The 12,023-nt window shown below is 72.6% G+C and carries 9 protein-coding genes and 1 pseudogene; 1 reads left to right on the top strand and 9 read right to left on the bottom strand.

The genetic code is table 11. The features are described from left to right. The 5 genes and pseudogenes from ADK66_RS25170 to ligA form a co-directional block, all read right to left on the bottom strand. A pseudogene (locus ADK66_RS25170) lies at window positions 1-224 on the bottom strand (hypothetical protein); the annotation flags it as partial. Window positions 225-456: 232 nt separating this feature from the next. Then, window positions 457-1,932 carry an Asp-tRNA(Asn)/Glu-tRNA(Gln) amidotransferase subunit GatA gene (gene gatA / locus ADK66_RS25175; protein ID WP_053659509.1) on the bottom strand — a complete coding sequence of 492 codons (1,476 nt, stop codon included), beginning with the start codon at window positions 1,930-1,932 and terminating at the stop codon, window positions 457-459. A 76-nt stretch (window positions 1,933-2,008) separates the two neighbouring features. Then, window positions 2,009-2,314, bottom strand: a complete 306-nt coding sequence (gene gatC / locus ADK66_RS25180) for an Asp-tRNA(Asn)/Glu-tRNA(Gln) amidotransferase subunit GatC (RefSeq protein ID WP_053659512.1) — start codon at window positions 2,312-2,314, stop codon at window positions 2,009-2,011. A gap of 156 nt (window positions 2,315-2,470) precedes the next feature. Next, window positions 2,471-5,125: a GGDEF domain-containing phosphodiesterase gene (locus tag ADK66_RS25185; protein WP_053659513.1), complete on the bottom strand. Its 2,655-nt coding sequence runs from the start codon at window positions 5,123-5,125 to the stop codon at window positions 2,471-2,473. A 157-nt stretch (window positions 5,126-5,282) separates the two neighbouring features. Beyond that, window positions 5,283-7,418 carry an NAD-dependent DNA ligase LigA gene (ligA, locus tag ADK66_RS25190; RefSeq protein ID WP_053659515.1) on the bottom strand — a complete coding sequence of 712 codons (2,136 nt, stop codon included), beginning with the start codon at window positions 7,416-7,418 and terminating at the stop codon, window positions 5,283-5,285. Between the two features lie 203 nt (window positions 7,419-7,621). Here ligA and ADK66_RS25195 point away from each other — a divergent pair, with 203 nt between their 5' ends. Beyond that, window positions 7,622-8,167: a type II toxin-antitoxin system PemK/MazF family toxin gene (locus ADK66_RS25195; RefSeq protein WP_053659523.1), complete on the top strand. Its 546-nt coding sequence runs from the start codon at window positions 7,622-7,624 to the stop codon at window positions 8,165-8,167. A 239-nt stretch (window positions 8,168-8,406) separates the two neighbouring features. On the opposite strand, the gene ADK66_RS25200 is transcribed toward ADK66_RS25195, so the two are convergent. The 4 genes from ADK66_RS25200 to mnmA are packed head-to-tail and all read right to left on the bottom strand — an operon-like array spanning window position 8,407 to window position 11,979. Next, on the bottom strand, window positions 8,407-9,417 hold the full coding sequence (locus tag ADK66_RS25200; RefSeq protein WP_053659517.1) for an ADP-ribosylglycohydrolase family protein: 1,011 nt from the start codon (window positions 9,415-9,417) through the stop codon (window positions 8,407-8,409). Window positions 9,418-9,446: 29 nt separating this feature from the next. Continuing rightward, window positions 9,447-9,815: a VOC family protein gene (locus tag ADK66_RS25205; RefSeq protein WP_197281633.1), complete on the bottom strand. Its 369-nt coding sequence runs from the start codon at window positions 9,813-9,815 to the stop codon at window positions 9,447-9,449. 35 nt (window positions 9,816-9,850) lie between these two features. Further along, complete coding sequence (locus tag ADK66_RS25210; RefSeq protein ID WP_053659519.1) at window positions 9,851-10,855, bottom strand: methionine synthase; 1,005 nt, start codon at window positions 10,853-10,855, stop codon at window positions 9,851-9,853. Between the two features lie 50 nt (window positions 10,856-10,905). Then, entirely contained in the window at window positions 10,906-11,979 is a 1,074-nt protein-coding gene (gene mnmA, locus ADK66_RS25215; protein ID WP_053659521.1) for a tRNA 2-thiouridine(34) synthase MnmA, read from the bottom strand. Window positions 11,980-12,023 lie beyond the last annotated feature (44 nt).

The raw sequence follows: 12,023 nt of genomic DNA on the forward strand, positions 1-12,023 counted from the left end.
CCCGGCGGCAGACTGCCCGACACCACCGACAGCTGGTACGGCCCGGTGCCACCAGTGGCCTCGACGGTGTGGATCGCGTACACCTGCCCGATGTACATGAGCGACCGGGGCTTGCCCGAGGTGATGGTGACGGTGTCGGCGGGGGCGGCGGCGGCTGGTTGCGCGGCGCCCAGCAGCAACGCGACAGCCATCGTCAGGGCCATGACCGGGCGAAGTGTCCCCATCGCACATCCAGGTCTTGATCGGAGCCGCTCGCGGCCGCCAGCGGACCAGAGTCCAGTCGATCCAGCAGACTCGGAGCTTATTCGACCAGTGCAACCGAACCCGGACAATCAGCTGATCGGAGATCGTCGTGTCACCGCGACGACACAGCGCCCGGCGCGGTCGTGGTGACCGCGCCGGGCGCGTGACGATTTCTTGTACGGAGGCAGGCGACCTGCCTCCGTACCCGTGGGCTCAGAGCGTCGGCGGGGTGAACGTGCCGACTGCGGACTCCAACGCGGCGGCGACCCGGTACATCCGGTCGTCGGCCATCGTCGGCGCCATCACCTGAAGGCCGACGGGCAGCCCTTCAGAAAGACCGCAGGGCACCGAGATGCCCGGCCCGCCGTACAGGTTCGTCGGGATCGTGTACAGGTCGGCCAGGTACATCTGGTACGGGTCGGCCGTGCGCGCCCCGATCGGGAACGCCACCGACGGCGTGGTCGGCGAGATCAGCGCGTCGACCTGCTCGAAGGCGGCGGTGAAGTCCCGCGTGATGAGCGTGCGGACCTTCTGCGCCTGCCCGTAGTACGCGTCGTAGTAACCCGACGACAGCGCGTACGTGCCGATCATGATGCGACGCTTGACCTCGGGGCCGAAGCCGGCCTCCCGGGTCATCGACATGACCTCCTCCAGCGACCGGTTGCCGTCGTCTCCGACCCGCAGGCCGAACCGGACGCCGTCGAACCGGGCCAGGTTGGAGGAGCACTCGCTCGGGGCGATCAGGTAGTACGCCGGCAGCGCGTACGCGAACGTCGGGCAGGACACCTCGACGATCTCCGCACCCAGCTTGGCAAGGGCGTCCACCGACTCGCGGAACGCGGCCATCACGCCCGGCTCGGCACCCTCGCCGACGAACTCGGAGACGATGCCGAGTCGTACGCCGGTCAGGTCGCCTGTCGCGCCGAGCTTCGCCGCCGCCACGACGTCCGGCACCGGCTGCGGGATCGACGTGGAGTCACGCGGGTCGTGCCCACCGATGACCTGGTGCAGCAGAGCCGCGTCGAGCACCGTACGGGCACACGGGCCGGGGGTGTCCAGCGACGACGAGAACGCCACGAGCCCGTAGCGGGACGTGCCGCCGTAGGTCGGCTTCGCGCCGACCGTGCCGGTGACCGCGCCGGGCTGGCGGATCGAGCCACCGGTGTCCGAACCGATCGCCAGCGGCGCCTCGTACGCGGCCAGCGCGGCGGCACTGCCACCACCCGAACCGCCCGGGATCCGGTCGAGGTCCCACGGGTTGTGCGTCGGGCCGTACGCCGAGTATTCGGTGGAGGAGCCCATCGCGAACTCGTCCATGTTGGTCTTACCGAGCATCACGGTGCCGGCGTCGCGCAGCCGCTGCACGATCGTCGCGTCGTACGGCGGGCGCCAGCCCTCGAGGATCTTCGAGCCCACGGTGGTGGGCACGCCCCGGGTGGCGAGCACGTCCTTCACGGCGACCGGCACACCCGCGAGAGGGCCGAGATCCTCGCCGGCTGCCCGACGCTCGTCCACGGCGCGGGCCGCGGCGAGCGCGCCCTCGGTGTCGACGTGCAGGAAGGCGTGGACCCGGTCGTCGACGGCGGCGATCCGGTCCAGGTGCGCCTGCGTCACCTCGACAGCGGAGGTCTCACCACCGGCCACGAGGGTGGCGATCTCCGTCGCGGTCATTCTGGTCAGGTCGCTCATGACGCCACTCCGCTTCGCTCCGTGACGCCACGAGGCACCACCGCGCTGCACTGCTGATTCGCTCGCTGACGCTCGCTCATGAGGCCACGTCCTCGCTCAGGATCCGCGGTACGCGGAACCGCTGGTCCTCGGCGTCGGGCGCGCCCGACAGCGCCTCCTGCGGCGTGAGGCACGGCGTGACGACGTCCTCGCGGAAGATGTTTGTCAGCGGCACCGAGTGCGAGGTCGGCGGGATGTCCGCGGCGGCGACCTCGCCGACCTGGGCGACCGCCTGGAGGATCACGTCGAGCTGGCCGGCGAACGTGTCCAGCTCCTCCTCGGTGACGGCGAGCCGCGACAGGCGCGCCAGGTGCGCGACCTCCTCGCGGGAGATGGCGGCCATCCGTGCCCCCTTCTGATGTCCTGCTGATCGGGCGGTGTGCCGGCCGCGCGGCGGGTGCAGCGTGACGCGCGGTGACCGGAGCGAGTCTATTGTTCCGCTCCCGCGTCGCGTCCCCCACTCCCCCTCCGCCAGCCGGCGTGCCGTGCCGGCGGGCGGTCAGCGGGTGGGGCGGCGCTCCGCGTCCGGTTCGACGGGACCACCGCTCGGGCGGACCGGCCGGTACCGCGCCAGCCAGTTGATCAACTCTTCCGCGGGCATCGGGCGGGCGTAGAACCAGCCCTGCGCGGCGTCGCAGCCCGCCGCGTGCAGCATCCGCCAGGTCCGTTCGTCCTCCACACCTTCGGCGACGACCCGCAGCCCCAGCGCACCGGCCAGTTCGATCATCGACCGGACGATCGCCGCGTCGTCGGGGTCGTCGGCCATGCCCAGCACGAACGACCTGTCCACCTTCACCTCCGACAGCGGAAGCCGGCGCAGGTGTTGCAGCGACGAGTACCCAGTGCCGAAGTCGTCCAACGCGATGGCCACCCCGATCCGGTGCAGCCGGGAGATCGTGGCCAGCACCCGACGCGGGTCAGCCATCAGGGCACCTTCGGTGATCTCAAGTTGCAGCCGCTCGGCCGGCACCCCGTACCGGGCCAGCCGGTCGGCGATCTGGTCGGCGATCTCGCCGGTGTGCAGGTCGCGCACGCTCACGTTCAGCGCCGCGCGCAGCCCGATGCCGGCCGCCGACCACTTGGCGAGCTGCTCCACCACGTCGTCCACCACCCGCCGGGTGAGCAGCCGCATCACAGCGCTCTGCTCGGCGACCCGGATCAACTCCTCCGGGTCGACCATCCCCCGACGCGGGTGCCGCCAGCGCAGCAGCGCCTCGACGCCGACCACCTCGCCTGTCGCGATGGCGATCTGCGGCTGGTAGTACATCGTGATCTCACCGGCGTCGTCGGCCTGCTCGCCGTCGTGCGCCCACCCACTCGACCCGAACGACTGGTCGGTCGAGCCCGGCCCGCTGTCGCGCCCCGCACTGTCGCCGCGCGGTGCCGCCCCCGCGCCGACGTTCGGCGAGCGTCGCCCCTGCACACCAGCACGTCGGTCCCGGGACGGACCAGGCCGGGTGCCGGCGACCGTGGCGCGGGCGTTGCGGCCCCGGATCGGGTCGGCGCTTGTGGCGATCTGCTTGATCAGCTCGTCGGCGTGCGCCAACTCGGCGCCCGCCGCGCGCCGACGGCGACCCCACCAGCGCCCGCCTGTCGACGGCGCCTCCGCGGTCACCGGCGCGGTGACCGGGCGCGGCGCGGCCTCCGCACCGGTGGGCAGCGCCGCGCCGTCACCGCCGCGCACCTCGTCCGGAGCAACAGGGGGTACGCCGGCAGTGCCCTGTCTCGGAGACACAGCCTGCCCTGGCGACGTGGCCTGCCCTGGCGCCGCGGCCCGACTCGCAGGCGGGTTGTCGAGCGGGTCGCGTTGCTCCGGTGGTGCGGCGTCGAGTGGCTCGTCGGCCGACGGGCCGAATTCGAGCACCCGGCGCAGGTCGGCGAGCAGGCCGAGACGCTCGGCCGAGTTGTGGTCGGACTCCGGGGCGTAGACGGCCACCGTGTCGTTGCGGTGCTTGGCGTCGTACATCGCGACGTCGGCGTGCCGCATGAGAGTGGCGAAGTCCTCGCCGTGCTCGGGGAAGAGCGCGATCCCGATCGAACCGCCGACGTCCAACGGCAGCCCGTCCAGCGGCACCGGCTCGGCCAGCGCACGGACCACCTGGTCGGCCAGGGCACGTGCCTGACCGACGTCGGTCAGGCCGGTCATCACGATGGCGAACTCGTCCCCACCCAGACGGGCGATCATCTGTGGGCGGGGGTCCACGTCGGTGAGCCGGGCGCTGACCTCGACCAGCAGCCTGTCACCCACCGCGTGCCCGAGCGCGTCGTTGACGTTCTTGAAACGGTCCAGGTCGATGAGCAGCAGCGCCAGGTGCCCGCCGGGTTCGCCACGGGCGGTCCGCTCGGCGTGCAGGTGCACCTGCTCGGCCACCTCGGCCAACAACGCCTTGCGGTTGGGCAACCCGGTGAGCGGATCGGAGGCGGCAAGGTGCTGCTGCTCGACGGTCAGACGGGCCATCCGGTAGACGGCGAAGAGCGGCACCAGCACCAGCGGGATGAGCGCCGCGCTGAGGTGTGCCGCCGCGACCAGCACGGGGGCGAGCAGCAGCAGCGAACCTGTGGAGAGCAGTTCGAAACCGAGGCCCTGCCGGACGGTGGGCCACCACCGGTCGCCGAAGCGCAGCCGTACCGCGCAGCTGACCAGCCCGTAGTTGACGAGGAACCAGGCCACCATGGCCCCACCCAGGGCGGCCACGTCGGGCCAGTGCAGGTGCCCGCCGCCGAAAATGGTGCCGGGACCGAGCCGGATGATCCCGTACGCGGCGGCGAGGGCGCAGGCGTACTGGCCGACGTTGAACGCTGTCCGCCACGCGGCGTGGCGCATCCGCCAGCCCGACACCACCACGCCCAACGCCTGCACCGCCACCGCCGGGCCGAGCCCCCAGCCGAGCAGGATCGCGAAGGTGAAGCAGGTGGACGGGAAGACGGCGGACGACTGCCGGCGACCCGGCGGGACGAACGGGCGCGCGTCGCACAGCACGGCGAGCGCGGCCATCGTCCAGAACGCCACCGGCAGCTCGGACAGCTCGCCGGGGAGCGTCGCGAGTGGACCGGCGGCAGTCAGCGCCGCGACCGCCAGGATGCCGACGACAAAGGCGGCGAACGGCGCCACCCGCCCAGGCGGGAGGGAGTTGCGCGGGTCGGCAACCTCCATCACACCTCCCGACCGACGGTCGACGTGCCGGTGAGCACGTCGTCACCCAATGAAACGCCCTCAGCCCCACGTTCCCCGGTATGACAGTCACGAATCGGTCGTAGTCGTAATTAAGTTGGTATGCGCGGCGAGCCGTTCGCGTCCGCTCGCGGCGAGGTCAGCCCTGCACCTGGGCAACCTCTCGCGCGGCGTCCGGACCCGCGTCCAGCAGGACCCGGAACCCGTCCTCGTCGAGCACCGGCACCTTGAGGCTTGCCGCCTTGTCGGCCTTGGACCCCGGGTTGTCCCCCACGACGACGAAGCTCGTCTTCTTGGAGACCGACCCGCTGACCTTGCCGCCTCGGCTCTGCACCGCCTCGGAGGCCTGGTCGCGCGAGAAGCCGGCGAGCGTGCCGGTCACCACGACCGTCAAGCCCTCCAACGGGCGCGGCCCCTCGTCGACCGCCTCCTCGGCCATCCGTACGCCCGCCTCGGCCCACTTGCGGACCACCTCGCGATGCCAGTCCACGGCGAACCACTCACGGATGCTCGCCGCGATGGTCGGCCCGACCCCGTCGACCGATGACAGTTCCTCCTCGGTGGCCGCGTCGATGGCCTCCATCGAGCGGAAGTGCCGTGCCAACGCCTGGGCTGCGGTGGGGCCGACGTGCCGGATGGAGAGGGCCACCAGCACCCGCCACAGGTCACGTTCCCTGGCGACGGCCAGATTGTCGAGCAGCTTGACCGCGTTGGAGCCGAGGCTGCCGTCCTTGTTGACGAAGAACGGGGACCGGGACAGCTGCTCGGCGTCGAGCTGGAAGAGGTCACCCTCGTCGGCGATGATCTCCGCGTCCAGCAGAGCGGCCGCACCCTTGTAGCCGAGCACCTCGATGTCGAAACCGCCGCGCCCGGCGAGGTGGAACACCCGCTCACGCAGCTGCGCCGGGCAGCTGCGGGTGTTGGGGCAGCGGATGTCGATGTCGCCCTCCTTGGCCGGCGCGAGCGGAGTCCCGCAGGCCGGACAGGTGGTCGGCATGACGAACGGTCGGGCGTCGGCGGGCCGCAGGTCGACCACCGGGCCGAGCACCTCGGGAATCACGTCGCCGGCCTTGCGCAGCACCACTGTGTCGCCGATCAGGACGCCCTTGCGCTCCACCTCGCGGGCGTTGTGCAGGGTGGCGAGCGCGACAGTGGAACCAGCCACCCGCACCGGCTCGAGCACTGCGAACGGGGTGACCCGGCCGGTGCGCCCCACGTTGACGTCGATGTCGAGCAGCTTGGTGGTGACCTCCTCCGGCGGGTACTTGAAGGCGATTGCCCACCGGGGCGCGCGGCTCGTCGAACCGAGTCGCCCCTGGATGGAGACCGGGTCGATCTTGACCACCACGCCGTCGATCTCGTGCTCGACGTCGTGGCGGTGCTCCGCGTAGTAGGCGATGTACTCAGCCACCCCGGCCAGATCCGGCACGACCCGCCACCGGTCGCTTGTGGGCAGCCCCCACGCCTTGAGCGCCGCGTACGACTCGGACTGGGCCGTGGGCTGGAAGCCCCGGCGGGCGCCGATGCCGTGCACCACCAGGCGCAGCGGACGGGACGCCGTGACCCGCGGGTCCTTCTGCCGCAGGCTGCCGGCGGCGGCGTTACGCGGGTTGGCGAACGGCGCCCGGCCCTGCTCGACCAGGCCGGCGTTGAGGTCGGCGAACGCGGCGACCGGGAAGTAGATCTCGCCGCGCACCTCCAGCAGTTCGGGAATGACCGGGAACTCGGCGGACGGAGTGAGCTGACTGGGCACGTCCCGGATGCTGCGCACGTTGGCGGTGACGTCCTCGCCGGTGCGCCCGTCCCCCCGGGTGGCCGCCCGGACCAGCCGGCCCGCCTCGTAGGTGAGGTTGATGGCAAGCCCGTCGACCTTCAGCTCGCACAGGTAGGGCACCGGCCCGCCAGCGTCCCGCTCGACCCGCTCCGCCCAGGCTGCCAACTCCTCGTCGGCGAAGGCGTTGTCCAGCGAGAGCATCCGCTCGGCGTGGGCGACCGGGGTGAAGTCGGTGGAGAACGTGCCGCCCACCCGCTGCGTCGGAGAGTCGGGCGTGCGCAGCGCCGGGAACTCCTCCTCCAACCCCTCCAGCTCACGCAACTGCTTGTCGAACTCGGCGTCGGTGATGGTCGGCGAGTCCAGCACGTAGTAGCGGTACTGGTGCTCGGTCAGCTCTCGGCTGAGGGTGGCGTGCCGCTCCCGCGCCTGCGGCGTGGGCTCGGCGCCGGCCGCCGCTTCCTGCGCCGGGCTCACCTGCTGGCCGATCTGTTCCTCGGACACTCCCCCACCTTCGGACACGCCGCCACCTTCGGACACCCTGCGACCTCCCTGGTCACGCTACTAAGGCACGGTATCGGTCCGGTCGGACAATCCGTCGACCACGCCCGCCGCCACCAGCGGGTGGTTGGCGGGCGCGGTGGTGGTCGACGTGCGAGGATCGCCGGACGACGCGGCCGGAGTGCCGCGCTGACGCGGAGGTGGCGATGCCCGAGGCACTGCTCTGGGCGCTGGCGATCCTGCTGGCGGTGGCGGCCGGCTGGGCGTGGAACAGCTGGCGACACCGCGTGGCCAACCGACGCCCGGGCGGTCGGCCGGGTAAGGGCACCGCGGCACGTACCGGTGGCCGTCGGCCCGCGCCGCCCCGGCCGCGCGGCGGCGACCGGCCGGCCACCAAGCCCCGGCCACGCGCCGCCGACCGTCAGGTGGGCACGCCCGCGCCGGGTGAGATCTGGTGGGCCGATGTGCCGTACGCCGACGGCACCGGCTCGAAGGTCCGGCCGTGTCTGGTGCTGCGCGCCGACTCCCGGGGCGCCGACGTCCTGAAGATCACCAGTCAGGACAAGAGCGACCGCGACGACCACGTGCGGATCCCCACCCGGGAGTGGGATCCCGGCGCCGAGCACGACAGCTACCTGAGCCTCACCGAGCCGACCAGGATCGACTCGGCCGCCTTCGCCGACCGCGCCGGCGCCTGCGACGCGGTCCTGTGGCGCAAGGTCCGCAGCCTGCGTCACCTACCCACCAGCTGACCGCCCCCGGGCGGCGGCCCGGCGGCGAAGCGGCGGCGACCCGGCCGCGACCCGGCGGCGACCCGGCCTTGATCGACTCGGGCTACAGGAAATCGGGGTGTTCCGGAAGCTCGGACACCCCGATTTGCAGGAACCCGAGTCGATCAAGCCAGACACCGACGCAGAGCCGACCACGAGAGGCCGGCGCAGGGGGAGGTCTGCCACGGCGGGCCGGCGCGGCGGAATCTGCCGCAAGCGGGTCAGTCCCAGGTCGCGCCGAGCGTTGCGAGCTGGTCGGCGTACTCGATCCGGTCGGCCCATCCCGGCGGCCAGGCGCTCATCCCGGCGGCCGCACCCACGAACGCCCCGGCCAGAGCGGCGATCGAGTCGGAGTCCCCTGCGGTGGTGGCACCGCGTGCCAGTGCCGCCACCGGGTCGTCGGCGTGACGCACGGCGCACAGCAGCGCGGTGGCCAGCGCCTCCTCGGCCACCCAGCCCTCCCCTGTGGCCCGGCACGGGTCACCGCCGTCGTCGGGCTCGCCCAGGGCGGTCGTGAGCCGGCCCAGCACCGCCAGGCACTCGTCCCAGCCCTGGGCGATGAACTCCTGCGGCGTGCTGGCCCCCGCGCGTTGCCAGAGGTCGCCCAGCCAGTCCTCTCGGTACACCTGGCGTTGCGACCGCGCTCGCTCGGTGAGCAGTGCGGGAAGCTCAGCCAGCGTGGCCCCCTCGCGCAGCGCGAAGACCGCGTACGCGGTGAGCTCGCTGGCCGCCAGCCCGGTCGGGTGGCCGTGGGTCAACCCGGCCTGCAACTGGGCCAGCCCGGCGAGCGTGGCCAGGTCCACGTCGAGCAACCCGACAGGGGTTACCCGCATGTTGGCCCCGCACCCCTTCGACCCGACGACTGTCGCCTCCTGCCAGCGCAGCCCTCGTCCCAGCTCGGCGCAGGCCCGTAGGCAGGTCATCCCCGGGGCACGGTTGTTGTCGGGGCTGACCGCCCAGGCTGCGAAACGCTCCCGCAGCAGCGGCTCCACCGCCTCCGGCCGGTACGACTGCGCGTCGTGCAGCGCCCAACCCACCGCCAGGGCCATCTGCGTGTCGTCGGTGACCAGGGCCGGGTCGCCGGTCAGGGCACGGGGACCACCCGGCCCGTAGCGGCTCTCGATCTCGGCGACGGTCAGGAACTCCGTCGGTTTGCCAAGCGCGTCACCGTAGGCGAGGCCGAAGAGCGAACCGGAGGCGCGTAGCGCGGAGGCAGGGATCACGGCGGCCATGATGCCCGGCCGCCGCAACCCCCCGCCGGTCAGTCCCAGCAGAGGCAGAACGGATGGCCGACCGGGTCCGCGTAGACGCGGAAGCCCTCACCCTCGCCCGGCAGCCGTCGGGCGCCGAGCGCGAGCGCCGCCTTCTCGGCAGCCTCGATGTCGTCCACCGTCACATCCAGGTGGAACTGCTGCGGACGCTCCGGATCCGGCCAGTCCGGCGCCCGCAGATCGATCGCCTGCTGGAACGCCAGTCGGGGCTGGTGGCCGGGCGGGCCGCCCAGCACCACCCACTCGTTGTCCTCAGGGTCGCCCTCGACCAGGGGCAGGCCGAGCAGCTCGGCATAGAACGCGGCCAGTGCCCGCGGATCCGGGCAGTCGATCACCACTGAACGTAGCTGTCCAATCATGGCGGTCATCATGCCCACCGGGTACGACAGAAAACTCACTCCTCGACGAGCCGCCGACCCGCGTCGCGGCAGGCGGCGAGCACCGCCCGGGCGTACTCCTCACTGGCCCCGGCGAGTCCACAGGCCGGAGTGACGACGACCTGCTCGGCGAGCTGCCGACGGGGGAAGCCGAGGCGGTCCCAGAGCCGACGTACCCGATCGGCCACCTGTGCGGACGACGGCGCCGGGCCGGCCGGCGGCGGCAGCGTGGGCGCGGCCCCGGCCAGCAGTCCCAGGCCGGCGTCGATCGCCTCGCCCAGCGGGTCCAGCTCGGTGATCAAGCTCAGGTCGAGGGCGACCGCGACGGCCCCGGTGGAGCGGATCAGCTCCAGCGGCACCTTCGGGGCGCAGCAGTGCACCACGGTCGGTACGCCGACCGCCTCGATGACCGTGCGCAGCAGGGCGGCCGCGTCCGCCGAATCCACCGCCCGGTACGCGCCCAACCCGCTCTCCGTCGGCACCCGCCCGGCCAGCACCGTCGGCAGGGACGGCTCGTCGAGTTGCAGGAGCACCGACGCCCTGGGCAGCCGTCGGGTCACCGCCGCGACGTGCGCGCGCAACCCTTCGGCGAGGGAGCCGGTGAGGTCGCGCACGGCACCCGGGTCACGCAGCAGCCGCCCGCCGATCGGCAGTTCCAGAGCGGCCGCCAGGGTGAGCGGGCCGCCGGCCTGCACCTTGACCGGCCCGGCGTACGCCTCGGCCTGCTCGCCCAACTGGTCCAGGTCCCGTTCCATCAGGTCTCGGGCACGACGCAGGTCGCGGCCCGGACGCGGGGCAACCCGCCAACGCCCCGCGTACAGCTCGATGGGCAGCTCCACCAGCAGCCCCCCGGTGCGGCCGATCAGCTCGGCGCCGGGGCCGCGCGCCGGCAGCTCGGGCAGGTGGGGAAGCGCGGGAAGCTCCCCGAGGACCACCCGCTGGGCCTCGGCGATGTCGGTGCCGGGCAGCGAACCGATACCGGTCGCCGCGCCGGCCGGCCAGGGCCACGCCTGATCTGTCACGGCCGAAGGCTATCCCGGTGGCCGCGGCGCGCGGTCGGCACCTGGGTAGGTCAGCCCGTGATGGTGGCGGAGCCGAGGACCACGTCGCCGGCCGGATCCGGCCGGTACGCCACCACGGCCTGCCCGGCCGCCACCCCGCGCACCGGCCGGCGCAGCTCGGCGCGGAGCGTGTCACCGTCGAGGTCGACGGTTGCGGGCACCACGTCACCGTGCGCGCGCAACTGCACCTCGCACTCGACCGGCGACGTCGGACGGGGGCCGCCGGTCCACACCGGGCGGGCGGCGCGCACCTGGGTCACCTCAAGCGCCTCGGCAGGACCGACCGTCACCGTGTTGGTCTTCGGCGTGATCGAGAGCACGTAGCGTGGCCGACCGTCCGCCGCTGGCCGGTCCAGGTGCAACCCACGTCGCTGGCCCACCGTGTACGCGTACGCGCCGGTGTGGCTGCCGACGACCGCGCCGGTGCTGGCGTCCACCACGTCGCCGGGTGCCTCGCCGAGCCGGCCCGCGAGAAATCCGCGCGTGTCACCGTCGGCGATGAAGCAGATGTCGTGCGAGTCCGGCTTGTCGGCGACCGCCAGACCACGCTCGGCGGCCTCCGCGCGGACCTGCGCCTTCGTCGAGTCACCGAGCGGGAACATCGACCGGTCCAGCTGCTCGCGCGTCAGCACCGCCAGCACGTACGACTGGTCCTTTGCCACGTCGACGCTACGTCGCAGCAGCCCGTCCGAACCGAGTCGGGCGTGGTGGCCGGTGACGACCGCGTCGAAGCCCAGGGCCACCGCCCGGTCCAGCACCGCGGCAAACTTGATCTTCTCGTTGCAGCGCAGGCAGGGATTCGGCGTACGGCCAGCGGCGTACTCGGCGACGAAATCGTCCACCACGTCCTCGTGGAACCTGTCGGCCATGTCCCAGACGTAGAACGGAATGCCGATCACGTCGGCGGCCCGCCGGGCGTCCCGGGAATCCTCCAGGGTGCAGCAACCGCGCGCCCCGGTCCGGTAGGTCTGTGGATTGCGAGCCAACGCCAGGTGTACGCCTGTCACGTCGTGCCCGGCCGCTGCCGCCCGCGCCGCCGCCACGGCCGAGTCAACCCCGCCCGACATAGCTGCCAACACCCTCATCGCAACCCCCTCCCAAACCCCCACGACAACCCTATCCACCACCC

It is taken from the genome of Micromonospora sp. NRRL B-16802 (assembly GCF_001279555.1).
Classification (GTDB): Bacteria; Actinomycetota; Actinomycetes; order Mycobacteriales; family Micromonosporaceae; genus Micromonospora; species Micromonospora profundi.

Bases quoted from the DNA above. Each gene is read 5' to 3' on its own strand.
- ADK66_RS25185 (WP_053659513.1), bottom strand. From the start codon at position 5,125: ATGGAGGTTGCCGACCCGCGCAACTCCCTCCCGCCTGGGCGGGTGGCG.
- ADK66_RS25205 (WP_197281633.1), bottom strand. From the start codon at position 9,815: ATGATTGGACAGCTACGTTCAGTGGTGATCGACTGCCCGGATCCGCGG.
- gatA (WP_053659509.1), bottom strand. From the start codon at position 1,932: ATGAGCGACCTGACCAGAATGACCGCGACGGAGATCGCCACCCTCGTG.
- mnmA (WP_053659521.1), bottom strand. From the start codon at position 11,979: ATGAGGGTGTTGGCAGCTATGTCGGGCGGGGTTGACTCGGCCGTGGCG.
- gatC (WP_053659512.1), bottom strand. From the start codon at position 2,314: ATGGCCGCCATCTCCCGCGAGGAGGTCGCGCACCTGGCGCGCCTGTCG.
- ADK66_RS25200 (WP_053659517.1), bottom strand. From the start codon at position 9,417: ATGGCCGCCGTGATCCCTGCCTCCGCGCTACGCGCCTCCGGTTCGCTC.
- ADK66_RS25195 (WP_053659523.1), top strand. From the start codon at position 7,622: ATGCCCGAGGCACTGCTCTGGGCGCTGGCGATCCTGCTGGCGGTGGCG.